The sequence below is a fragment of the Arthrobacter sp. 2MCAF14 genome (assembly GCF_052115645.1).
Lineage (GTDB): Bacteria > Actinomycetota > Actinomycetes > Actinomycetales > Micrococcaceae > Arthrobacter.
On sequence record NZ_JBFRHB010000002.1, the window covers coordinates 51,718 to 74,784 of the forward strand.

A 23,067-nucleotide genomic window follows, 5' to 3' on the forward strand; every position below is an offset into this window, starting at 1 on the left:
GACAACGCCAAAGCTCTCACGCAAACACAGGCCAACGCCTGGGCGCAGAGCAGAGATCAACCAACGGAGAACACGAAAGTGCCTACGATTAACCAGCTGGTCCGCAAGGGCCGCACGCCGAAGGTCTCCAAGACCAAGGCTCCCGCGCTTAAGGGCAGCCCGATGCGCCGCGGTGTTTGCACCCGCGTTTACACGACCACCCCGAAGAAGCCGAACTCGGCTCTCCGTAAGGTTGCACGTGTCCGCCTCAACGGTGGCGTTGAAGTTACCGCCTACATCCCCGGTGTTGGCCACAACCTCCAGGAGCACTCCATCGTGCTGGTCCGTGGTGGTCGTGTGAAGGACCTTCCGGGTGTCCGTTACAAGATCGTCCGTGGTGCCCTCGATACCCAGGGTGTCAAGAACCGCAAGCAGGCCCGCAGCCGCTACGGCGCAAAGATGGAGAAGAAGTAATATGCCTCGCAAGGGTCCGGCCCCGAAGCGGCCGCTAGTTTCCGATCCCGTTTACGGTTCCCCGTTGGTCACCCAGCTGATCAACAAGGTTCTGATCGACGGCAAGAAGTCCACCGCAGAGCGCATCGTTTACGGCGCACTCGAAGGTGCACGCGCCAAGTCCGGTGGCGACCCCGTCGCCGCCCTCAAGAAGGCCATGGACAACGTCAAGCCTTCCCTCGAGGTCCGCTCCCGCCGTGTCGGTGGCGCAACCTACCAGGTTCCCGTTGAGGTCAAGCCGGGCCGCTCCACCGCTCTCGCTCTCCGTTGGCTGGTTGGCTACTCCAAGGCCCGCCGCGAGAAAACGATGACCGAGCGCCTCCAGAACGAAATCCTGGATGCGTCCAACGGTCTCGGTGCCGCTGTGAAGCGTCGCGAAGACACCCACAAGATGGCCGAGTCGAACAAGGCCTTCGCACACTACCGCTGGTAAAACTTCCCGTACGCCGCCGGCTCCCTGAGCTGGCGGCGAACGTGTAGTCCATCCGAAAGGGAGACACCGTGGCACAGGACGTGCTTACCGACCTTAGCAAGGTCCGCAACATCGGCATCATGGCCCACATCGATGCCGGCAAGACCACCACCACCGAGCGCATCCTGTTCTACACGGGTGTGAACCACAAGATCGGCGAAACGCACGACGGCGCTTCGACGACCGACTGGATGGAACAGGAAAAGGAACGCGGCATCACCATCACGTCTGCCGCCGTGACCTGCTTCTGGGACAAGAACCAGATCAACATCATCGACACCCCGGGCCACGTGGACTTCACGGTTGAGGTCGAGCGCTCGCTGCGCGTCCTCGACGGCGCCGTTGCTGTCTTCGATGGCAAGGAAGGCGTTGAGCCGCAGTCCGAGACTGTTTGGCGCCAGGCTGACAAGTACAACGTGCCGCGTATCTGCTTCGTCAACAAGATGGACAAGCTCGGCGCTGACTTCTACTTCACCGTAGACACCATCATCAGTCGGCTCGGCGCCAAGCCGCTGGTCCTCCAGCTGCCGATCGGCGCAGAGAACGACTTCATCGGCGTTGTGGATCTCCTTGAGATGCGCGCCCTGGTGTGGCCGGGCGATGCCAAGGGTGACGTCACCATGGGTGCCAAGTACGAGGTCCAGGAGATCCCCGCTGATCTTCAGGCCAAGGCTGAAGAGTACCGTGCACAGCTCGTTGAGACTGTTGCCGAGGCTTCCGAAGAACTCATGGAGAAGTACCTCGAGGGTGAAGAACTCACTGTCGAGGAGCTCAAGGCCGGCATCCGCAAGATGACCATCAACTCTGAGCTCTACCCGGTTCTCTGTGGTTCTGCCTTCAAGAACCGCGGCGTACAGCCGATGCTGGATGCTGTTGTTGACTTCCTGCCGAACCCGCTCGACGTCCCGCCCATGGTCGGTCACGACCCGCGCGACGAAGAGAAGGAGCTCACCCGCAAGCCTTCTGCCGAAGAGCCGTTCTCGGCCCTGGCGTTCAAGATTGCCGCGCACCCGTTCTTCGGCCAGCTCACCTTCATCCGCGTTTACTCCGGTCACGTGGAAGCAGGCGCACAGGTGGTCAACTCCACCAAGGGCAAGAAGGAGCGCATCGGCAAGCTGTTCCAGATGCACGCCAACAAGGAAATGCCTGTTGAAGGCGCTACCGCTGGCCACATCTACGCAGCGATCGGTCTGAAGGACACCACCACGGGCGACACCCTGTGCGACGCGAACAACCAGATCGTCCTCGAGTCCATGAGCTTCCCGGAGCCCGTGATCTCGGTTGCCATCGAGCCGAACACCAAGGGTGACCAGGAGAAGCTCTCCACGGCCATCCAGAAGCTCTCGGCTGAGGACCCGACCTTCCAGGTCTCCCTCAACGAAGACACCGGTCAGACCATCATCGCCGGCATGGGCGAGCTCCACCTGGACATCCTGGTGGACCGCATGCGCCGCGAATTCAAGGTCGAGGCAAACGTCGGCAAGCCGCAGGTTGCTTACCGCGAAACCATCAAGCGCGCTGTAGAGCGTCACGACTACACGCACAAGAAGCAGACCGGTGGTTCGGGTCAGTTCGCAAAGATCCAGATCGCCATCGAGCCGATGGACACCGCCGACGGCGAGCTCTACGCGTTCGAGAACAAGGTCACCGGTGGCCGCGTGCCCCGCGAGTACATCCCGTCCGTTGACGCGGGCATCCAGGATGCACTCAACGACGGCGTTCTGGCCGGCTACCCGGTTGTCGGCATCAAGGCCACGCTGATTGACGGCGCGTACCACGATGTTGACTCCTCGGAAATGGCGTTCAAGATCGCCGGCCGTATGGCTTTCAAGGAGGCCGCACGCAAGGCGAACCCGGTTCTGCTCGAACCGCTGATGGATGTTGAGGTCCGCACCCCTGAGGAATACATGGGTGAAGTAATCGGTGACCTGAACTCCCGCCGTGGCCAGATGCAGTCCATGGAAGATGCCGCCGGCGTCAAGGTGATCCGCGCGCACGTTCCGCTGTCCGGCATGTTCGGCTACATCGGTGACCTGCGTTCGAAGACCCAGGGCCGTGCTGTGTACTCCATGACGTTCAACAGCTACGCCGAGGTCCCGAAGGCAGTTGCCGACGAGATCATCCAGAAGAACCGCGGCGAGTAATCACCGACGGATAAACCAGGATGTTGGCCCGTTCCGGGAAAGCATTCAGCGCAGGCGCCGGGCTGTAGCCCAGGCAGCAGTCCGGTCCCTGTGCGAACAGACTCCAGGTCCCAATAATGGTCCCTGAATCTGCAATTTCACCAAATCCAAAGCCCCCAAGTAGACTTGCTGGAGTTTCTGCCGCGAAAAGCGCGGCCGAGGAGCAACTCACTTGAAATCGTTCTAGGAGGAACCTGTGGCAAAGGCAAAGTTCGAGCGGACTAAGCCGCACGTCAACATCGGCACCATTGGTCACGTTGACCACGGTAAGACGACGCTGACTGCCGCCATTTCCAAGGTGCTGTACGACAAGTACCCCACTCTCAACGAGCAGCGCGACTTCGCGTCGATTGACTCTGCTCCGGAAGAGCGCCAGCGTGGTATTACCATCAACATCTCCCACGTTGAGTACCAGACCGAGAAGCGCCACTACGCACACGTAGACGCTCCGGGTCACGCTGACTACATCAAGAACATGATCACCGGTGCTGCACAGATGGACGGTGCGATCCTCGTGGTTGCCGCCACTGACGGTCCGATGGCTCAGACCCGCGAGCACGTTCTGCTCGCCCGCCAGGTTGGTGTTCCCTACCTGCTGGTCGCGCTGAACAAGTCCGACATGGTCGACGACGAAGAGCTTCTCGACCTCGTTGAAATGGAAGTTCGCGAGCTGCTCAGCGCTCAGGGCTTCGATGGCGACGACGCTCCGGTTGTACGTGTTTCCGGCCTCAAGGCACTCGAAGGCGACCCGGTTTGGGTCAAGTCCGTCGAGGACCTCATGGAAGCTGTCGACAACTCGGTTCCGGACCCCGTTCGTGACCGCGACAAGCCGTTCCTGATGCCGATCGAAGACGTCTTCACGATCACCGGTCGTGGCACCGTTGTTACGGGTCGCGCCGAGCGCGGTACCCTCGCGATCAACTCCGAAGTTGAAATCGTTGGTATCCGTCCGGTCCAGAAGACCACCGTTACCGGTATCGAGATGTTCCACAAGCAGCTCGACGAAGCATGGGCCGGCGAGAACTGTGGCCTCCTGCTCCGCGGTCTGAAGCGCGACGACGTCGAGCGTGGCCAGGTTGTCGTCAAGCCGGGTTCCATCACCCCGCACACCGACTTCGAGGCCAACGTCTACATCCTTTCCAAGGACGAAGGCGGACGTCACAACCCGTTCTACTCGAACTACCGCCCGCAGTTCTACTTCCGTACCACGGACGTAACCGGCGTTATCACCCTGCCGGAAGGCACGGAAATGGTTATGCCTGGCGACAACACTGAGATGACCGTTGAGCTCATCCAGCCGATCGCTATGGAAGAGGGCCTCGGCTTCGCGATCCGTGAAGGTGGCCGCACCGTTGGTTCGGGACGTGTCACCAAGATCCTCAAGTAGTTTCTACTTGTAGATCGGTGGAGGACCGGCCGCCCCGCGACCGGTAGCAAACCAAAGAAGAACCCCGTCACTATCGTGGCGGGGTTCTTCTTTGCGTTCGGCCACCGTCGGATTCTGCTGGATCATTCTCTTCGCCGAAGTTGCCGGTCGCGTGATTCCGCGGGCCCGGAATTTGTCCATTCGAATGATTCAGCAGAATCCGACATCCGAGCGAAGACGATCCCGGGACGGACATGACGCGCCCGGGAATTACACACGTTTTGGCCTATAAGCCGGCATTGATCGTCCTTGCCGTCTGGCGCCTCAACAGGACCGCGCCCTGATAGCGTTGCCTCAAAGGAGGAATGCGGAATGGGATGGCTCATTTTTCTGATCGTAGTGGTTGTCGTGGTAGCGGGCCTGATGTGGGGGAGGAAATACTTCCGTCGCGAGATCGAGCGCGCCAAGCGCATCAATCGGGCCAACAGGAAAGATTGATTTAGCACGATCGGTCCACGAAAGGGGCTCGAATCAGCTCCTGCGTGCCTTGCTCAAGGATTGGTACCAGTAGTACGAGTCTTTGGGGGTTCTTTCGAGGGTGTCGAAGTCAACGTGCACCAGCCCGAATCGCTGTGAATATCCGGCGGCCCATTCGAAGTTGTCCAGCAACGTCCAGACGTAGTAACCCAGAAGTTCGACGTCGTGGGCGATCCCGCCGGGGGCCGTCGCCCTCAAGGCCTGGCCAAGGTGGGAAGCAAGGTAGCTGATGCGGTCGGCGTCGTGCACTGGACCCCGGGTGTGGTCCGGTTCCGGGAAGCTCGCGCCGCTCTCCGTGATGAACAGGGGAGGCAATGCTGCTCCGTAGCGGTCTTTCAGCTCCCGCAACAGGATTCCGAGGTGTTCAGGAGCCACCGGCCAACCAAATCCTGTGGTTTCGTATTCGGGGAAGGCCGCAAGGTGGAACGGCAGTTTGGCCATCATCTCCGGGTTGCTGACCGGGGTGCTTCCGCCGCCGCGGCCCGAGGCTACCTTGACGGGGTAGTAGTAATTCAAGCCGTAGAAATCCAACGGCTGGTGGATGGTCTTGAGATCCTCGTCCCGGACCTTGCCCAAGGCCCGGAACCAGGGCCTTACCTGTAGTGGCGGTTTCGGGTACCGCCCCAAGAGGATGGGATCGGCATAGACCCGGTTGAAGATGAGGTCGAAGGCCTTGGCCATGAGACCGTCTGCAAGCCGCTTGCTTGCGGGCCGGACTGGCGAATGGACGTTGGCTACGCCGACAGTTCCCGCCACGCCGGCAGCGCGCAGGGCCTGGACAGCAAGGCCGTGCCCCAACAACTGGTGGTGGGCGGCCGGCAAGGCATCGAAAAGCAACCGCCTGCCGGGAGCGTGGACACCGAGCGCATAACCTTGCAACGCGACCGAAACGGGTTCGTTCAGGGTGACCCATTGCGCCACGCGGTCACCGAAGCGGTGCGCGGCCGCAGCGGAGTATTCGGCGAACCGTTCCGCCGTCGCCCGGTTCAGCCAGCCGCCGTCGTGCTCTAACGGCAGGGGAGTATCCCAATGGAACAGAGTCACCATGGGCGAGACCCCGGCCTTCAGGAGCTTGTCGATCAGACGGTCGTAGAAGTCCAGGCCCTGTTCGTTGATGGGACCCTTGCCGCCGGGTTGGATCCGGGGCCAGGAGAGCGAGAACCGGTAGGAATCCACGCCCAGATCCTGCATGAGGGCAATGTCCTCGTCCGTCCGGTTGTAGTGGTCGCAGGCTACTGCGGGGGAGTGCCCGTCGACGATCGCGCCTGGTTTCTCGGCAAATGCATCCCAGCTTGACGGTCCGCGCCCGTCCGCTGAGAGCGAGCCCTCGATCTGGAAGGCTGCCGCAGCGACGCCCAAGGTGAAGTCCGGCCGGATGCGGCCTGCAAGATCCCCCACCGTGGCAGAATCTTGGACAGTCATGACCCCATCATCCCGAGCGCAGGAGCTGATGGCAATGGTCCGCGAGGCCCGATTGGCTTATGCCGGGGAAATCCGGCATACTAGGTGAGTTGTTCAAGCGCTTCTTCGCGTCCCGATCCGGATAATGCCGGGTGTCAGGGTCCAAGCTGAAGCCCAAACATAACCCAGATCCCCTAAGGAAGTCGGACGCGTTTGCGTGGAAATCGCGACACGCCCGACCGCGGGGGTCGGTTACACCGGCAAGTTGAGGAACCCGGATCCCTCCGGATTCAGCTTGTGCGGCGGGTGGTAGTACTACTTCAAATGCTTCGGCAGCCACATACAACACGTAAGTGAACAGGGCAGCCTTTATTCGAGGGCAGCACAGACTGAAAGAGAGTCAGGCGACATGGCGGGACAAAAAATCCGCATCCGGCTGAAGTCATATGACCACGAGGTCATTGATGTTTCAGCGCGGAAGATCGTTGAGACGGTCACGCGCGCAGGCGCAACGGTAGTAGGCCCCGTGCCGCTGCCGACGGAGAAGAACATCTACTGCGTGATCCGCTCTCCCCACAAGTACAAGGACAGCCGTGAGCACTTTGAAATGCGTACTCACAAGCGTCTGATCGACATCATCGACCCCACGCCGAAGGCTGTTGACTCGCTTATGCGTCTCGACCTGCCGGCCGACGTGAACATCGAAATCAAGCTGTAGGGAGGTGCTGAGAAAACTATGACCGCAACCCGTAATGTAAAGGGCCTGCTGGGCACGAAGCTCGGCATGACCCAGGTCTGGGACGAGAACAACAAGCTCATCCCGGTAACTGTCGTCCAGGCTGACTCCAACGTCATCACTCAGCTGCGCAATGCAGAGACTGATGGCTATGTCGCCGTCCAGATCGGCTACGGCCAGATCGATCCCCGCAAGGTCACCAAGCCGCTGGCTGGTCACTTTGAAAAGGCTGGCGTAACTCCTCGCCGCCACGTCGTCGAACTGCGCACTGCAGACGCCGCGTCTTACGAACTGGGCCAGGAGCTTTCTGTTGAGCTCTTCGAAGCCGGTCAGAAGATCGACGTCGTCGGCACCAGCAAGGGTAAGGGCTTCGCCGGTGTTATGAAGCGTCACGGCTTCCACGGTGTTGGAGCCTCCCACGGTGCGCACAAGAACCACCGCAAGCCCGGTTCCATCGGTGGCGCATCCACCCCGAGCCGCGTCTTCAAGGGTCTGAAAATGGCCGGTCGCATGGGCGCAGAACGTCACACCACGCTGAACCTCACGGTTCACGCTGTTGACGCCGAGAAGTCGCTGCTCCTTATCAAGGGTGCCGTCCCCGGCGCCCGCGGCCAGGTCGTCCTCGTACGCACCGCCGTGAAGGGAGCCTAGTTAAATGACTAGCACTGTCAAGGTAGACCTGCCTGCAGAGATCTTCGACGTCCAGACCAACGTGCCGCTGCTGCACCAGGTCGTCGTCGCACAGCTCGCTGCTGCTCGCCAGGGTACCCACAAGACCAAGACCCGCGCCGAAGTTTCCGGTGCAGGCCGCAAGCCGTTCAAGCAGAAGGGTACCGGCCGCGCCCGTCAGGGTTCCATCCGTGCTCCTCACATGACCGGTGGTGGCGTTGTCCACGGCCCGACTCCGCGTGACTACAGCCAGCGGACCCCCAAGAAGATGAAGGCTGCCGCACTGCGTGGCGCCCTGTCCGACCGCGCCCGTAACGGCCGCATCCACGTCGTTGCTGAACTGGTCGCCGGCCCCAAGCCGTCCTCCAAGGAAGCACTGGCCGCGTTGCGTGCAGTTTCCGAGCGTCGGAACCTGCTCGTTGTTATCGAGCGCGCCAACGATGTTGCTGCACTTTCCGTGCGCAACCTCACGGATGTTCACGTTCTGTACGCAGACCAGTTGAACACCTACGACGTGCTGGTTTCCGACGACGTTGTCTTCACCAAGGCTGCGTTCGAGGCTTTCATCGCTGACAAGGCAAAGAACGAGGAGGATGCCAAGTGAGTGCAGCCACCATCAAAGACCCGCGCGACGTCGTCATTGCACCCGTCGTTTCGGAAAAGAGCTACGGCCTGATCGATGAGGGCAAGTACACCTTCCTGGTGGACCCCCGCTCGAACAAGACCGAGATCAAGCTGGCCGTGGAGAAAATTTTCTCCGTCAAGGTCGAATCGATCAACACCATCAACCGTGCCGGTAAGCGCAAGCGCACCAAATTCGGCTGGGGACAGCGCAAGAGCACCAAGCGTGCAATTGTGACCCTCAAAGAAGGCACAATCGACATCTTCGGCGGTCCGCTCGCGTAGCGGAGACCACTTTAACGAGGAAATGAATTATGGGAATCCGTAAATACAAGCCGACTACCCCGGGCCGTCGCGGCTCGAGCGTAGCCGACTTCTCCGAAATCACGCGATCGACTCCGGAAAAGTCGTTGCTGCGTCCGCTGCACAAGACTGGCGGCCGTAACAACACCGGTAAGATCACTACCCGTCACAAGGGTGGTGGCCACAAGCGCCAGTACCGTCTGATCGACTTCCGTCGCCACGACAAAGACGGCGTCAACGCCCGCGTTGCCGAAATCGAGTACGATCCGAACCGCACGGCTCGCATCGCCCTCCTGCACTACGTTGATGGCACCAAGCGTTACATCATCGCCCCGAACAAGCTGTCCCAGGGTGACTTCGTCGAGGCTGGCCCCGACGCTGACATCAAGCCGGGCAACAACCTGCCGCTGCGCAACATCCCGGTTGGTACCACCATCCACGCAGTTGAACTGCGTCCGGGTGGCGGCGCCAAGATGGCCCGTTCCGCAGGTGCTTCGGTTCAGCTCGTCGCCAAGGAAGGCCGTTTCGCCCAGCTGCGTCTGCCCTCCGGTGAAATCCGCAACGTTGACGTGCGCTGCCGCGCAACCGTCGGCGAGGTCGGCAACGCCGAGCAGTCGAACATCAACTGGGGTAAGGCCGGCCGTATGCGCTGGAAGGGCGTTCGCCCGACCGTCCGTGGTGTCGCCATGAACCCGGTCGATCACCCGCACGGTGGTGGTGAAGGTAAGACTTCCGGTGGACGTCACCCGGTCAACCCGAACGGTAAGCGTGAAGGCCGCACCCGCCGCCCCAACAAAGAGAGCGACAAGCTTATTGTTCGTCGCCGCCGTACTGGCAAGAACAAGCGATAGGAGCCTGGACACATGCCACGCAGCCTGAAAAAAGGTCCTTTCGTAGACCAGCACCTCTTTGTGAAGGTCGCCAGGGAAAACGAAAAGGGCACCAAGAACGTCATCAAGACCTGGTCCCGCCGTTCGATGATCGTCCCGGACATGCTGGGTCACACGATTGCCGTTCACGACGGACGCAAGCACATTCCGGTGTTTGTCACTGAGTCGATGGTCGGGCACAAGCTCGGCGAATTCGCTCCCACGCGGACATTCCGCGGCCATGTCAAGGACGACCGTAAGGGCAAGCGCCGCTAAGGCGCTGGCTCTACGGCTAAGACGAGAGAAGGAAAGCAATGGAAGCCAAGGCTATTGCGCGTCACATCCGCGTAACGCCTATGAAGGCCCGGCGCGTCGTCAACCTTGTTCGTGGTAAGCAAGCGAATGAGGCTCTGGCAATTCTGAAGTTCGCCGAACAGGCAGCTTCGGAGCCGGTATTCAAGGTAGTTCAGTCGGCAATGGCAAACGCACGGGTCCTCGCGGACCGCGACGGCGTTGCCTTTGACGAGGGAGACCTCTACATCAGCGAAGCGTTTGTTGATGAAGGCCCGACCATGAAGCGGTTCCAGCCGCGTGCTCAGGGTCGCGCATTTCAGATCAAGAAGCGCACGAGCCACATCACCGTGGTAGTCGCTACCCCGGAGAAAGAGGAGGCTCGCTAAGTGGGACAGAAAGTAAACCCGCACGGGTTCCGACTCGGCATCACCACCGATCACGTATCGCACTGGTTTGCTGACAGCACCAAGGCTGGCCAGCGGTACAAGGACTTCGTTCGCGAAGACATCCGCATCCGCCAGCTCATGTCCACGGGCATGGAGCGCGCTGGTATCGCCAAGGTCGAAATCGAGCGCACCCGTGACCGTGTACGCGTGGACATCCACACGGCTCGCCCGGGTATCGTCATCGGCCGCCGAGGCGCAGAAGCGGACCGCATTCGCGGCGAGCTCGAAAAGCTCACCGGCAAGCAGGTCCAGCTGAACATCCTCGAGGTCAAGAACCCCGAGATGGAAGCACAGCTTGTTGCCCAGGGCGTTGCTGAGCAGCTGACTTCCCGCGTGGCTTTCCGCCGTGCGATGAAGAAGGCCATGCAGTCCGCACAGCGTGCGGGTGCCAAGGGTATCCGTATTGCTTGCTCCGGTCGACTGGGTGGCGCAGAAATGTCCCGCTCGGAGTTCTACCGCGAAGGCCGTGTGCCCCTGCACACCCTGCGTGCGAACATCGACTACGGCTTCTACGAGGCCAAGACCACCTTCGGCCGCATCGGCGTGAAGGTCTGGATCTACAAGGGTGACGTCACTGCCAAGGAACTGGCTCAGCAGGCAGCTGCTGCTCCGTCCCGCGGCCGCGGTCCCAGCGACCGCCCGGGCCGCCCGGGTGGCGCCGACCGTGGTGACCGCCGTCGTCGTACCGACCGTCCGGCAGCTGACGCAGCACCTGTTGCTGCAGAGGCTCCGGCAGCTGAAGCTGCTGCTCCCGCGGCAGAAGGAGGACAGGCTTAAATGCTTATCCCACGTCGAGTCAAGCACCGTAAGCAGCACCACCCGGGTCGTTCCGGCGCTGCAACGGGCGGCACCAAGGTCACTTTCGGTGAGTACGGCATCCAGGCGCTGAGCCCGGCCTACGTCACGAACCGTCAGATCGAGTCTGCCCGTATCGCGATGACCCGCCACATCAAGCGTGGCGGCAAGGTCTGGATCAACATCTATCCGGACCGCCCGCTGACGAAGAAGCCGGCCGAAACCCGCATGGGTTCCGGTAAGGGTTCTCCGGAATGGTGGGTCGCAAACGTCAAGCCGGGCCGGGTTCTCTTTGAGATCGCCGGTGTCGAAGAATCGGTTGCTCGCGAGGCACTGCGCCTGGCAATCCACAAGCTCCCGTTGAAGGCACGCATTCTGCGTCGCGAAGGTGGTGAATAGAAATGGCAGTAGGATCCAAGGAACTTGCATCCGCACAGCTGGACGGTTTCGACAACGAGCGACTCGTTGAAGAACTCCGCAAGGCCAAGGAAGAGCTGTTCAACCTGCGTTTCCAGTCCGCCACCGGTCAGCTGGAGAACCACGGTCGTCTGCGCGCGGTAAAGAAGGACATCGCACGCATCTACACCGTTCTCCGTGAGCGCGAGCTGGGCATTCGTGCCGAGGTTGCCGCACCGGTTGTGGAAGCCAAGGAAGAAAAGAAGTCCAAGAAGGCAGAAGCCAAGGCTGATAAGGCCGAAGCCGAGGCTGGAGAGGACGCCAAGTGAGCGAACAGAAGGAAACTGTGACGGAAGCAGCAGCCAGCGCTGAACAGCGCGGTTACCGTAAGACGCGTCGCGGCTACGTTGTCTCTGACAAGATGGAAAAGACTATCGTTGTTCAGGTCGAAGACCGCGTGAAGCACGCTCTGTACGGCAAGGTCATTCGCCGCACCTCGAAGATCAAGGCTCACGACGAGCAGAACACCGCCGGCATCGGCGACCTCGTTCTGATCTCTGAGACCCGCCCGCTGTCCGCTACAAAGCGGTGGCGCCTGGTTGAGATCCTCGAAAAGGCTAAGTAATCCCGCGCCGGGCTTTGTCCGGCAGCGATATGGATTGGTGGGAGGGCCCGCATTCCGGAAGGAATGCGGGCCTTTCCGCGTTTCGGCTCCTAGCGCAAAACGTGCTAGGATATTGAGTTTGTATGGCGCCAGTTGTGCGTCAACAAACCACCTCGTAAACAATCGTGCCGCGGCATACTGCCCCGCGCAGTTATTTCCGCAAGGGAAGCTGATGCTGGCGGCACGGGAGTTTAGGCCTGCACTGGCAAAATCCAGGCAGGTCAAGAGACACCCCGATCAACCGTTCCGCAAGGCTCATTCCGTATGCTCCATTTCGGTCTGAGAACCGGCGCGACGCAAGGAGTAAAAATTGATTCAGCAGGAGTCGCGACTGAAGGTCGCCGACAACACGGGTGCTAAGGAAATCCTTACCATTCGCGTTCTCGGTGGATCCGGCCGTCGCTACGCAGGCATTGGCGACGTCATTGTCGCAACCGTCAAGGACGCTATCCCGGGCGGCAACGTAAAGAAGGGTGACGTCGTCAAGGCTGTCATCGTTCGTACCAAGAAGGAACGCCGCCGTGCGGATGGTTCCTACATCAAGTTTGACGAGAACGCAGCTGTGATCCTGAAGAACGACGGCGACCCCCGCGGTACCCGTATCTTCGGCCCGGTTGGTCGTGAACTCCGTGACAAGAAGTTCATGAAGATCGTTTCGCTGGCTCCGGAGGTGCTGTAACCCATGGGTGCAAAGATCAAGAAGGGTGACCTCGTTCAGGTCATCACTGGCGCCAAGCAGGAACGTGGCGGCGACCGCGGTAAGCAGGGCAAGGTTCTGCGCGTGTTCACCGAGACCAACCGCGTCCTGGTAGAAGGCATCAACCGAGTCACCAAGCACACCAAGGTCGGTCAGTCGCAGCGCGGCACCAAGACCGGTGGCATCGAGGTCGTTGAGGCCCCGATCCACGTCTCCAACGTTGCTCTTGTTGACCCCTCGACCAAGAAGCCGACCCGCGTTGGTTTCCGTCTCGAGACCGTTGAGAAGGACGGCGTCTCCAAGACCGTCCGTGTCCGCGTGTCCAAGGCATCCGGGAAGGACATCTAATGACTGAGACTCTCGAGACTCCAGCGAAGATCGTTCCGCGTCTGAAGACGAAGTACGCCGATTCCATCAAGCAGACCCTGGTTGAGGAATTCAAGTACGAGAACGTGAACCAGGTTCCCCGCCTGGTGAAGGTTGTTGTGAACATGGGTGTTGGAGATGCCGCCAAGGACTCCAAGCTGATCGACGGCGCTGTCCGCGACCTCACCCTGATCACCGGCCAGAAACCGCAGGTAACCAAGGCCCGCAAGTCGATCGCCCAGTTCAAGCTGCGCGAAGGCATGCCCATCGGTGCACACGCAACTCTGCGTGGGGACCGTATGTGGGAATTCGTGGACCGCCTCGTGTCCCTCGCCCTGCCCCGTATCCGCGACTTCCGCGGCCTCAACGGCAAGCAGTTCGACGGCAACGGCAACTACACCTTCGGCCTGACCGAGCAGGTTATGTTCCACGAAATCGACCAGGACTCCATCGACCGCGTTCGCGGTATGGACATCACGGTTGTCACCACTGCAAAGACCGATGACGAAGGCCGTGCGCTCCTCAAGGCACTTGGCTTCCCGTTCAAATCCGAAGACTAATAACTACGTAGTAGGTCCGGCCGCGGCTGCTTTGCAGTCAACGCGGAAACCATTACGAGGAAGGGCAAGAGCCCACAATGACTATGACAGATCCTGTCGCAGACATGCTTACGCGTCTGCGCAACGCCAACTCGGCATACCACGACACCGTGAGCATGCCGTACAGCAAGCTCAAGGCACGCGTTGCCGACATCCTGAAGGCAGAAGGCTACATTGCTGCCTGGAAGGAAGAGGAAGCCGAAGTCGGCAAGAAGCTGACCATCGACCTCAAATTCGGTCCGAACCGCGAGCGTTCAATTGCTGGTGTCCGCCGCATTTCCAAGCCTGGTCTCCGCGTTTACGCGAAGTCCACCAACCTGCCTCACGTGCTGGGTGGCCTGGGTATCGCAATCCTGTCCACCTCTTCCGGCCTCCTGACTGACAAGCAGGCCGGCAAGAAGGGCGTGGGCGGCGAAGTCCTCGCGTACGTCTGGTAACGGGAAAGGAAGAGAATAATGTCACGTATTGGACGTCTCCCCATCACCGTTCCTGCCGGCGTTGAAGTTAAGGTTGATGGCTCTGTCATCAACGTCAAGGGCACCAAAGGCGAGCTGAGCCACACTGTAGCCAGCCCGATCGAGGTCACCCTGGACGAAAGCACCTTGACTGTCACCCGCCCGAACGACGAGCGCACTTCGCGTTCCCTGCACGGCCTGACCCGCACCCTGATCGCCAACATGATCGAGGGCGTCACCAAGGGCTACGAAAAGAAGCTTGAAATCGTTGGTACCGGTTACCGCGTTCAGGCCAAGGGTTCTGACCTTGAGTTCGCTCTCGGCTTCAGCCACCCGGTGAATGTCGCCGCTCCCGAAGGCATCACCTTCACGGTGGAGGGGCCGACCAAGCTCTCCGTCGCTGGTATCTCCAAGCAGCAGGTCGGCGAGGTTGCTGCCAACATTCGCAAGCTGCGCAAGCCCGACCCCTACAAGGGCAAGGGTGTCCGTTACGCCGGCGAAGTTATCCGCCGCAAGGTCGGAAAGGCTGGTAAGTAAACCATGGCCATCGCAATTAACAAGAAGCGGTCGAACAAGAGCAAGTCTGCTGCACGCAGCCGTCGCCAGCTTCGTATCCGCAAGCGCATCACCGGCACGGCTGCTCGTCCTCGTCTGGTCGTCAACCGCTCCGCACGCCACATCTTCGTCCAGGTTGTCGATGACAGCAAGGGTGTAACCGTGGCTTACGCTTCCACTTTGGAAGCTGACCTTCGTGCATTCGATGGCGACAAGACTGCCAAGGCCAAGCGCGTCGGCGAGCTCGTTGCCGGGCGTGCCAAGGCTGCAGGTATCGAAGCTGTTGTCTTCGACCGCGGTGGTAACAAGTACCACGGCCGGATCGCCGCCGTCGCTGACGGCGCACGTGAAGGTGGGCTGGCACTGTGACCGTTGAGAATAACGAAAAGGACATTCAGGTGACTGAAGCTGCAGCTGCTGAGGCAACTGAGACTGCTGCTGCCACCGACGACCGCCGCGGCGGCCGTCGTGGCGAGCGTGGTGACCGTGGCCAGGGCCGCGGCGACCGTGGTGGCCGTGGTGGCCGCGACGGCGGCCGCGAGGCCGAGAAGAGCCAGTTCGTAGAGCGCGTTGTAACCATCAACCGTGTTGCCAAGGTCGTCAAGGGTGGTCGTCGCTTCAGCTTCACCGCCCTCGTCGTCGTCGGTGACGGCAACGGCCTGGTTGGCGTTGGCTACGGCAAGGCCAAGGAAGTTCCGGCAGCTATCGCAAAGGGCGTTGAAGAGGCTAAGAAGTCCTTCTTCCGCGTTCCCCGCGTTGGCAGCACCATCCCGCACCGCGTGCAGGGTGAGGCCGCAGCAGGCGTTGTCATGCTGCGTCCGGCTTCCCCGGGTACCGGTGTTATCGCCGGTGGTCCGGTCCGCGCGGTACTGGAATGCGTCGGTATCCACGACGTTCTCTCCAAGTCGCTCGGTTCCTCGAACGCCATCAACATCGTTCACGCGACTGTTGACGCCCTGAAGCGACTGGAAGAGCCCGCTTCCGTGGCAGCCCGCCGTGGCCTGCCGCTGGACGAGGTTGCTCCTGCAGCTCTGGTGCGCGCACTCCAGAACCAAAAGGCAGGTGTCTAGTCATGGCTAAGAACCTGACTCCCTCCGACGCTCAGTTGGAGATCACCCAGATCAAGGGCGTCATCGGCGCCAAGCAGAACCAGCGTGAGACCCTGCGGTCCCTCGGCCTCAAGCGCATCGGACACACTGTTGTCCGCACCGCTGATGCCGTAACCGTCGGAATGCTCAACACGGTTCCGCACCTCGTGAATGTAGAGGAGGCGAAGTAATGGCTGAGAACAAGACCGCCGCAGAGGCTGCCGACAAGCAGAACACTCTGAAGGTCCACCACCTGCGTCCCGCCCCCGGTGCCAAGACGTCCAAGACCCGTGTTGGTCGTGGTGAAGGCTCCAAGGGTAAGACCGCCGGTCGCGGTACCAAGGGTACGAAGGCCCGCTACCAGGTCAAGGCTGGCTTTGCCGGCGGCCAGTTGCCGCTGCACATGCGCCTGCCGAAGCTTCGCGGCTTCAAGAACCCGTTCCGGGTTGAGTTCCAGGTTGTAAACTTGGACAAGCTCAACGAGCTGTTCCCGGAAGGTGGCGCTGTCACCGTCGAGTCCTTGGTTGAGAAGGGTGCCGTTCGCAAGAACCAGCCCGTCAAGGTGCTGGGCACCGGTGACATCACCGTCAAGGTTGACGTCACCGCCCACGCTTTCTCCTCCAGCGCAGCTGAGAAGATCGCGGCAGCAGGCGGAACCACCACTGCCCTCTAAAGGGCTCTGGGGCTACCGCCCGCTGTGAAAAGACTCCCGGTGTGGAGGGCTTCGGCCCCTCGCGCCGGGAGTCTTTTCATGTGGCGAGCACCCCTCGATTGTTCGCATGGCGCATCAAACCGTTAGACTCGGGTGTTGGGTTTCAATGACCCCTTTCGACACCCTTGGACTTTTAACTCAGGAGGACGCTTGCTAAGCGCATTCGGCCGGGCATTTCGTACGCCTGATCTGCGACGCAAGTTGTTGTTCACGCTGGGAATCATCACAATCTTCCGCTTGGGAGCTTTTATCCCCTCGCCTGGTGTGAGCTACCAAAATGTTCAGCAATGTTTGTCAAGCAATCAGGACCAGGGCGGCCTCTATCAGCTCGTCAACCTGTTCAGCGGTGGTGCACTGCTGCAGGTTTCGATCTTTGCCCTGGGGATCATGCCGTACATCACGGCCAGCATCATCGTGCAGCTGCTCCGCGTGGTCATTCCGCGGTTCCAGGAGCTGTATGACGAAGGCGCCTCGGGCCAGTCGAAGCTGACGCAGTACACGCGTTATCTGACCATCGCGCTGGGTCTGCTGAACGCCACCACATTGGTGTCCCTGGCACGCTCCGGGCAGCTGCTGCCCAACTGCCAGCTGCCGATCATCCCCGACACGAGCATCATCGCCACGATTCTTGTCGTCATCACCTTGACGGCCGGCACAGGCCTCATTATGTGGATGGGCGAACTGGTTACCGAGAAGGGCGTGGGCAACGGCATGTCGTTGCTCATCTTCACCTCCATCGCAGCCGGCTTCCCGACCTCGCTTGGTGCCATCTGGAACTCCAAGGGACCGGGCACCTTCTTCACGGTGTTGGCGATCGGCCTCGTGACGGTCGCACTCGTAGTCTTCGTGGAGCAGTCCCAGCGGCGTATTCCGGTCCAGTACGCAAAGCGTATGATCGGCCGGCGCACCGTAGGCGGCACCAGCACCTACATCCCCATCAAGGTGAACATGGCCGGCGTCGTCCCCGTCATCTTTGCTTCCTCCATGCTCTACCTGCCCGGGCTGATTGCGCAGTTCAACCAGCCGAAGGCCGGAGAGTCCATCGCTCCGTGGGTTGAGTGGATCAACAACAACCTCACCAAGGGCGACCACCCCATCTACATGGCGTTGTACTTCGTCATGATTGTGTTCTTCACCTACTTCTACGTCGCGATCACCTTCAACCCTGAAGAGGTCTCGGACAACATGAAGAAGTACGGCGGGTTCATTCCGGGCATCCGGGCGGGTAAACCGACCGCGGACTACCTGCAGTACGTGCTTTCCAGGATCACCCTCCCCGGCGCCTTTTACCTGGGCTTCGTGGCGTTGATTCCGCTGGTCGCACTCGTCCTGATCGGCGCAAACCAGAACTTCCCGTTCGGTGGCACGTCAATTCTGATCATGGTGGGTGTGGGCCTGGAAACCGTCAAGCAGATTGATGCGCAGCTACAACAACGTCACTACGAAGGGCTTTTGCGATGACGAGAATGCTGATCATTGGACCCCCGGGTTCGGGCAAGGGAACCCAGGCTGAGCGGATTTCCGGGCGCTTGGGCGTAGTCGCCATCTCCACCGGCGACATCTTCCGGGCAAACGTCAAGGGCGAAACGCCGCTGGGTATCGAAGCCAAGAAGTACATGGACGCCGGCGACTTCGTTCCGGACAGCGTCACCAACAAAATGGTCCGTGACCGCTTGAGCGAGAGCGACGTCGAGAACGGCTTCCTGCTCGACGGATACCCGCGCACCACCGCCCAGGTGGAATACCTGGATCAGATCCTCGCCGATGGGGAAGAGAAGCTCGACGTCGTGCTTCAGCTGACCGCCGACGACGAGGAACTTGTTTCACGCTTGCTGGGCCGTGCCAAGGAGACCGGGCGCTCGGATGACAACGAAGGTGTCATCCGCCACCGCCTGGACCTCTACCACGAGCAGACCGAGGCCGTCGTGGCCAAGTACGCCGAACGCGGCATCCTGACCCAGGTCGATGGCATTGGCGGCATCGACGAGGTCACGGATCGCGTCCTGTTGGCCATCGAGGCGGCCAAGGCCGTCTAGGAGTGCGCTGAATAATCTGCTGGGTTAAGCGCGCCTGTTGGACTTTCGAGACTGGTGATTTAAGACTGGTTTCATGCAGGGTCGTGAGGATGCTCAACGCGGGTATTTGGATGTGGAGGCGCTGGCCGGGGAGTTGTTGGTCCCGGGCAGCGTTTTCGCGTTCCTGGCCGGAAACCGGGGATGGTTGTTTCCGGATTCGATGATGGAGGATCTCTTCCCATCGGGACGGGGGCGCCTGTCGGTGCCGGCGCCGGTGATCGGCTCGGTCTTGGTGCTCCAGGCATTGCAGGGCCTCTCGGACCGGGAGACCGCGGAAGCGTTGACGTATGACCTGCGGTGGAAAGCCGCGTGTGGTTACGGGCTGAACGAGACCGCGTTCCACCCAACCACCCTGACATATTGGCGTAAACGGCTCGCCGCGAGTTCGAATCCGCATCGGATCATGGACGCGATCACCGAAGTCGTCGCCGAAACCGGGATCCTCAAGGGCCGACGCCGGCGGGCGGTGGATTCCACGGTGCTCGATGACGCAGTCGCCCGGCAGGACACGGTCACGCAGCTGATTGCCGCGATCCGCCGCTTCGGCCGCGACGTGCCCGGCGGCAAGGAGCTCTCTGCCGCTCATGCCACCGGTTATGACTACAGCCGCACCGGCAAACCCGACATTGCCTGGGACGATCCGGACGCGAAGGATTCACTGGTCTCAGCCCTCGTGGCGGACGCACTGGCACTGCTGGCCGCGGTGGATCCGGAGACTCTGGACGGCAAGGCAGCGGATGCGTACGCGCTGCTGGCGCTGGTGGCCGGGCAGGACGTCGAACCCGCGGACGGCTCGGACGGCACCGACGGGCGGTGGCGGATCGCACGGAAGGTCGCCCCCGACCGGGTGATCTCGATCGTGGACACGGAGGCCCGGCATGCTCATAAGACCCCGGAGGACCGCCGGGACGGATACAAGGGGCACATCGTGATCGAACCCGACACGGGTTTGGTGACCGCGGCCGTGCTCACCAAAGCCGCCGGGCAGGGCGCCACCGACGCCGAAGCCTGCGCCGTGCTGCTGGGGCAGGATCCGACGATCACCGGACAGGTTCAGGTGCTGGCGGACTCCGCATACGGGACCGGGGAACTGCTCAGGACCCTGGCCGCAGCGGGACACACGGCGTTGATCAAGCCCAAGCCCCTCGCCACGGCGGTCGAGGGCGGGTTCACGATCGATGACTTCGCTTTTGATGACCAGGCCGGGACACTGACCTGCCCCAACGGGCTGGTAAGAACGATCACCACGAAGGGACGGGCAACGTTCGGCGCAGGCTGCACCGGCTGCCCGTTGCGGTCCCGCTGCACCACCGCAGCCCGAGGCCGGAAGATCGAGCTGCATCCCGAGCACGCGCTGATGCGCGAGCACCGCGCCGCAGCCCGGGACCACGGGTTCCAAGCCGACTACACACGCCACCGGCCCATGGTCGAACGCTCCATCGCATGGCTCGTGAGAGGAAACCGGCGCCTGCGCTACCGCGGGGCCACGAAGAACCATGCCTGGTGGCAGCTGCGCATCGCCGCGGTGAACCTCAAACGCCTCCTGAAGCTCGGACTCACCAACGAAAACGGATCATGGGCCACCGCATAAGACACCGGGCCCGACCCACGCCCGACGCCCGACAAAACAGGCCGCCAGACCCGGCTACAAAGCGCCAAAAGCCCGGCACACCAAAAACGACTCGCCTCCGAAGGTTCCGCCCACGCACACAGGGCCAGCCCGGACAAGCCCCGAAAAGCACTTAGTTCAGCGCACTCCTAGTCGCCGCACGACTGTTGAAAAGGGTGTGTCCCGCGCCGGAGTGAACTGCTCCCCGTGCGGGACACGCCCTTTTCAGTTCTGTCTGCGGGGGCGGGACCCGGGACCGTTTCGGGGCGTTCGCAGCTCCGGTTTCGGGCAGGACCGCCGATGCGGGAAAATAAGAGATCTGAGGGTGGTCTGGTTCCCCAGCCCACCACAAGCAGCACACGACAAGAGGAGACCATGGCGTTCGGCCAGCCCCGCATCGAATACAAGACCAATGAGCAAATGCGCAAGATGCAGGAGGCCGGATTGGTCCTCAGCAGAGCGCTCGACGCAGCCGTTGACGCTGCGAAACCCGGCGTTACCACGCGTGAGATCGACGCAGTGTTCGCCGCGGTCCTCATCGACGCTGGAGCGAAGTCGAACTTCCTCGGGTACCACGGCTTCCCGGCCACCATCTGCGCATCCGTCAACGAGGAAGTGGTCCACGGCATCCCGGGCGACCGCGTCCTCCAGGACGGGGACATCATTTCGATCGATGGCGGAGCGATCGTTGACGGTTGGCACTCCGACTCCGCACGCACCGTGATAGTCGGGACGGCGGATCCTGAAGACCAGCGGCTCTCGGATGTCACCCAGGCCGCCATGTGGCGTGGAATCGCTGCTTTGGCGAAGGGCAAGTTCGTGGGCGACATCGGCAACGCCGTGGATGACTACGTCTCCTCCGTACCGGGGAAACCGCTCGGCATCCTGGAGGACTACGTCGGCCACGGCATCGGCTCCGAGATGCACATGGCCCCGGATGTGTTGAACTACCGCACCACGCACCGCGGCCCGAAGATCAGGCCGGGACTGTGCCTTGCGATTGAACCCATGCTCGTCCGCGGCAGCATTGAAACAGCAACCCTCGACGACGACTGGACCGTGGTGACCACTGACGGCAAGCGTTCGTGCCAGTGGGAGCACTCGGTTGCCGTCCACGAAAAGGGCATCTGGGTGCTTTCCGCGCCCGACGGCGGTGCAGAGCAGCTGGCGCCGCTCGGCGTCGTGCCCGTTCCGATTCCCTGACGCCACGGCCGGGAGCCGATACAGAAAATCCCTGGCGACACCCGTATTCGGGGGTCGCCAGGGATTCTGCGTATCGGGGGAGTTTAGCTAGCTCTTGAGCTTGGGCTTCACGTCCTTGGTGTAAATGCCATCGAGGGTTGTCTTGAGGTCCGTCATTGTGGCCTTCACGTCGCCCTGCTGGGTGAGGATCTTCGCGGCGGCCTTGGCCATCTCCTGATCGGCACCGGGCAGGAACACTCGGGCGTTGTCCTGCACCTTGGTCACCGCGAGCTGGTCCATGGCCGTCTTGATCTGCGGGGTCTTGGCGAGGACCGCCGTCATGTCGGCGGAAACGCGCGTGGGCATGTAGCCGGTTGCAGCGGAGAATGCCGCGGTGTTCTCCGGCTCGGTCATGAATTTCAGGAAGGTGGCGGCCGCGAGCTGGACTTCCTTGCTCACACCGCTCGGAATCCCGAGTCCGGCGCCGCCGGTGGGGCAGACGTTGGTCTCGGCCTTGGGTCCGCCCGGCATGAAGCCGATGCCGACGTTGAACTTGGCGGACTTCAGCACGCCCAGCAGGTCCCCGGTGGAGGAGATAGTGGTGGACGTGATGCCTGCGGCAAAATCGTCCGCGGCGTTCTTGGAGGAGACGCCGGCCCACTTGTCCTTGTAGATGGAGTCCTGGGCCCACTGCAGGGCCGCAACGGACTCAGTGGAATCGCAGTTGAAGGTCCAACCGTTTGACCAGCTGCCGCCCCAGCCCCACAGGTTGTTTTGCAGGGTCCATCCGGCGTATCCGGCAAGGGCCGGGTAGATGTAGGCGTACTTCGCGCCCGAGCTGGCCTGGAGCTTGGGGGCCCACTCGGCGAACTCCTGCCAGGTCTTGGGTGCCCGGTCCGGAAGGCCGGCGGCCTTGAAGTGGTCCTTGTTGTAGTAGAAGAGCGGGGTGGAGCGGCCGTAGGGGAGCGCCCACTGCTTGTTGGCGTATTGGTAGTCCGCTACGAGGGACTTCTGGAAGTCGTCAATTTTGACGTCCAGCTGCTTGATGAGGCCGTCCAACGGAATGATGTTGCCGTTGGTGTAGTAGCGGAACCACCAGACGTCGGAGAGCACGACGAGGCCCGGGAGGGCCGACTTCGCGGCCTGCGAGGTCTGGAACTTCTGCGCGATTTCCTCGTAGTTGGCGCCTGCCATCACGAGGTTCACCTTGATGTCCGGGAACTTCGCCTGGAACTTGTCGATGATGGATTGCTCGACGGCTTGGGACTGCCCGGGGTGGCTGGTCCAAAAGTCGAACGAGCCGGCCGGCTTGACGCCGGTGAAGTCGATGTCCGAAGGGCTGCTGCTCGCTGCGCTGCCGCTGGTCGACGGACCGCCGCATGCTGCCAGGGCGGCGGCGCCGACTCCAAGGCCGGCGAGCCCCAGGAAGTTTCTACGATCAAGATTCATTGCCATGGTTGGTCCTCTCAAGGATGCAAAGGTGGT

31 protein-coding genes are annotated in these 23,067 nt (G+C 61.5%); 29 read left to right on the top strand and 2 right to left on the bottom strand.

The genetic code is table 11. The annotated features are described in order from the left end of the window. Positions 1-78: 78 nt before the first annotated feature. The 5 genes from rpsL (at position 79) to AB4074_RS02095 (ending at position 5,011) form a co-directional block, all read left to right on the top strand. Positions 79-453, top strand: a complete 375-nt coding sequence (gene rpsL / locus AB4074_RS02075) for a 30S ribosomal protein S12 (RefSeq protein WP_009358312.1) — start codon at positions 79-81, stop codon at positions 451-453. A gap of 1 nt (position 454) precedes the next feature. Continuing rightward, positions 455-925, top strand: coding sequence for a 30S ribosomal protein S7 (gene rpsG / locus AB4074_RS02080; RefSeq protein WP_059387355.1), 471 nt, complete (start codon positions 455-457; stop codon positions 923-925). Between the two features lie 68 nt (positions 926-993). After that, positions 994-3,108, top strand: a complete 2,115-nt coding sequence (gene fusA, locus AB4074_RS02085) for an elongation factor G (RefSeq protein WP_236812282.1) — start codon at positions 994-996, stop codon at positions 3,106-3,108. 235 nt (positions 3,109-3,343) lie between these two features. Then, the gene (tuf, locus tag AB4074_RS02090; RefSeq protein WP_028265109.1) at positions 3,344-4,534 is read left to right on the top strand and encodes an elongation factor Tu; all 1,191 of its coding nucleotides are present in this window, start codon (positions 3,344-3,346) and stop codon (positions 4,532-4,534) included. 351 nt (positions 4,535-4,885) lie between these two features. Further along, on the top strand, positions 4,886-5,011 hold the full coding sequence (locus AB4074_RS02095; RefSeq protein WP_441411882.1) for a hypothetical protein: 126 nt from the start codon (positions 4,886-4,888) through the stop codon (positions 5,009-5,011). A gap of 33 nt (positions 5,012-5,044) precedes the next feature. On the opposite strand, the gene AB4074_RS02100 is transcribed toward AB4074_RS02095, so the two are convergent. After that, on the bottom strand, positions 5,045-6,472 hold the full coding sequence (locus AB4074_RS02100) for a GH1 family beta-glucosidase (protein WP_441411883.1): 1,428 nt from the start codon (positions 6,470-6,472) through the stop codon (positions 5,045-5,047). Between the two features lie 388 nt (positions 6,473-6,860). On the opposite strand from AB4074_RS02100, the gene rpsJ reads away from it, so the two are divergent. The 24 genes from rpsJ to map all read left to right on the top strand — a co-directional run bounded on the left by rpsJ (position 6,861) and on the right by map (position 21,603). Further along, positions 6,861-7,169, top strand: a complete 309-nt coding sequence (gene rpsJ, locus AB4074_RS02105) for a 30S ribosomal protein S10 (RefSeq protein ID WP_038464699.1) — start codon at positions 6,861-6,863, stop codon at positions 7,167-7,169. Between the two features lie 18 nt (positions 7,170-7,187). After that, positions 7,188-7,838 carry a 50S ribosomal protein L3 gene (gene rplC / locus AB4074_RS02110; protein ID WP_059387360.1) on the top strand — a complete coding sequence of 217 codons (651 nt, stop codon included), beginning with the start codon at positions 7,188-7,190 and terminating at the stop codon, positions 7,836-7,838. 4 nt (positions 7,839-7,842) lie between these two features. Then, positions 7,843-8,460 carry a 50S ribosomal protein L4 gene (gene rplD, locus AB4074_RS02115; RefSeq protein ID WP_234749056.1) on the top strand — a complete coding sequence of 206 codons (618 nt, stop codon included), beginning with the start codon at positions 7,843-7,845 and terminating at the stop codon, positions 8,458-8,460. Then, entirely contained in the window at positions 8,457-8,762 is a 306-nt protein-coding gene (rplW, locus tag AB4074_RS02120) for a 50S ribosomal protein L23 (RefSeq protein ID WP_059387362.1), read from the top strand. The genes rplD and rplW overlap by 4 nt, the downstream gene beginning before the upstream one ends. Positions 8,763-8,791: 29 nt before the next feature. Continuing rightward, positions 8,792-9,631, top strand: a complete 840-nt coding sequence (gene rplB / locus AB4074_RS02125) for a 50S ribosomal protein L2 (RefSeq protein WP_028265104.1) — start codon at positions 8,792-8,794, stop codon at positions 9,629-9,631. A 12-nt stretch (positions 9,632-9,643) separates the two neighbouring features. Next, positions 9,644-9,925 carry a 30S ribosomal protein S19 gene (rpsS, locus tag AB4074_RS02130; protein WP_018773666.1) on the top strand — a complete coding sequence of 94 codons (282 nt, stop codon included), beginning with the start codon at positions 9,644-9,646 and terminating at the stop codon, positions 9,923-9,925. A 38-nt stretch (positions 9,926-9,963) separates the two neighbouring features. Next, positions 9,964-10,329: a 50S ribosomal protein L22 gene (gene rplV, locus AB4074_RS02135; protein WP_028265103.1), complete on the top strand. Its 366-nt coding sequence runs from the start codon at positions 9,964-9,966 to the stop codon at positions 10,327-10,329. Next, entirely contained in the window at positions 10,330-11,166 is an 837-nt protein-coding gene (gene rpsC, locus AB4074_RS02140; protein WP_028265102.1) for a 30S ribosomal protein S3, read from the top strand. Next, the gene (gene rplP / locus AB4074_RS02145) at positions 11,167-11,583 is read left to right on the top strand and encodes a 50S ribosomal protein L16 (RefSeq protein ID WP_234749058.1); all 417 of its coding nucleotides are present in this window, start codon (positions 11,167-11,169) and stop codon (positions 11,581-11,583) included. 2 nt (positions 11,584-11,585) lie between these two features. Then, positions 11,586-11,909, top strand: a complete 324-nt coding sequence (gene rpmC, locus AB4074_RS02150) for a 50S ribosomal protein L29 (protein WP_441411884.1) — start codon at positions 11,586-11,588, stop codon at positions 11,907-11,909. Continuing rightward, complete coding sequence (gene rpsQ, locus AB4074_RS02155; protein ID WP_059387365.1) at positions 11,906-12,205, top strand: 30S ribosomal protein S17; 300 nt, start codon at positions 11,906-11,908, stop codon at positions 12,203-12,205. The genes rpmC and rpsQ overlap by 4 nt, the downstream gene beginning before the upstream one ends. 349 nt (positions 12,206-12,554) lie before the next feature. Continuing rightward, positions 12,555-12,923, top strand: coding sequence for a 50S ribosomal protein L14 (gene rplN / locus AB4074_RS02160; RefSeq protein ID WP_003803789.1), 369 nt, complete (start codon positions 12,555-12,557; stop codon positions 12,921-12,923). A 3-nt stretch (positions 12,924-12,926) separates the two neighbouring features. Next, positions 12,927-13,289 (top strand): 50S ribosomal protein L24, encoded by a 363-nt coding sequence (rplX, locus tag AB4074_RS02165; RefSeq protein WP_390278693.1) that lies wholly within the window; start codon positions 12,927-12,929, stop codon positions 13,287-13,289. Further along, positions 13,289-13,867 (top strand): 50S ribosomal protein L5, encoded by a 579-nt coding sequence (rplE, locus tag AB4074_RS02170; protein ID WP_234749062.1) that lies wholly within the window; start codon positions 13,289-13,291, stop codon positions 13,865-13,867. The genes rplX and rplE overlap by 1 nt, the downstream gene beginning before the upstream one ends. Before the next feature lie 77 nt (positions 13,868-13,944). Further along, the gene (rpsH, locus tag AB4074_RS02175; protein WP_028265096.1) at positions 13,945-14,343 is read left to right on the top strand and encodes a 30S ribosomal protein S8; all 399 of its coding nucleotides are present in this window, start codon (positions 13,945-13,947) and stop codon (positions 14,341-14,343) included. A gap of 18 nt (positions 14,344-14,361) precedes the next feature. Next, positions 14,362-14,898, top strand: a complete 537-nt coding sequence (gene rplF / locus AB4074_RS02180) for a 50S ribosomal protein L6 (RefSeq protein ID WP_437771053.1) — start codon at positions 14,362-14,364, stop codon at positions 14,896-14,898. A gap of 3 nt (positions 14,899-14,901) precedes the next feature. Continuing rightward, complete coding sequence (gene rplR, locus AB4074_RS02185) at positions 14,902-15,285, top strand: 50S ribosomal protein L18 (RefSeq protein ID WP_234749066.1); 384 nt, start codon at positions 14,902-14,904, stop codon at positions 15,283-15,285. A 29-nt stretch (positions 15,286-15,314) separates the two neighbouring features. Further along, the gene (gene rpsE / locus AB4074_RS02190; RefSeq protein WP_028265093.1) at positions 15,315-15,986 is read left to right on the top strand and encodes a 30S ribosomal protein S5; all 672 of its coding nucleotides are present in this window, start codon (positions 15,315-15,317) and stop codon (positions 15,984-15,986) included. Positions 15,987-15,988: 2 nt separating this feature from the next. Further along, positions 15,989-16,195 carry a 50S ribosomal protein L30 gene (rpmD, locus tag AB4074_RS02195; RefSeq protein ID WP_059387371.1) on the top strand — a complete coding sequence of 69 codons (207 nt, stop codon included), beginning with the start codon at positions 15,989-15,991 and terminating at the stop codon, positions 16,193-16,195. Further along, entirely contained in the window at positions 16,195-16,677 is a 483-nt protein-coding gene (rplO, locus tag AB4074_RS02200) for a 50S ribosomal protein L15 (RefSeq protein ID WP_441411885.1), read from the top strand. Before rpmD ends, rplO begins: the two co-directional genes overlap by 1 nt. Positions 16,678-16,866: 189 nt before the next feature. Beyond that, positions 16,867-18,177, top strand: coding sequence for a preprotein translocase subunit SecY (secY, locus tag AB4074_RS02205; protein ID WP_236812275.1), 1,311 nt, complete (start codon positions 16,867-16,869; stop codon positions 18,175-18,177). 5 nt (positions 18,178-18,182) lie between these two features. Then, entirely contained in the window at positions 18,183-18,752 is a 570-nt protein-coding gene (locus tag AB4074_RS02210) for an adenylate kinase (protein ID WP_441412136.1), read from the top strand. A gap of 73 nt (positions 18,753-18,825) precedes the next feature. Then, on the top strand, positions 18,826-20,382 hold the full coding sequence (locus AB4074_RS02215; RefSeq protein WP_441411886.1) for an IS1182 family transposase: 1,557 nt from the start codon (positions 18,826-18,828) through the stop codon (positions 20,380-20,382). 393 nt (positions 20,383-20,775) lie between these two features. After that, a complete protein-coding gene (gene map / locus AB4074_RS02220; protein ID WP_441411887.1) occupies positions 20,776-21,603 on the top strand; it encodes a type I methionyl aminopeptidase in 828 nt (275 codons plus the stop codon). Between the two features lie 87 nt (positions 21,604-21,690). On the opposite strand, the gene AB4074_RS02225 is transcribed toward map, so the two are convergent. Then, on the bottom strand, positions 21,691-23,037 hold the full coding sequence (locus tag AB4074_RS02225; protein WP_441411888.1) for an ABC transporter substrate-binding protein: 1,347 nt from the start codon (positions 23,035-23,037) through the stop codon (positions 21,691-21,693). Between the last annotated feature and the right edge of the window lie 30 nt (positions 23,038-23,067).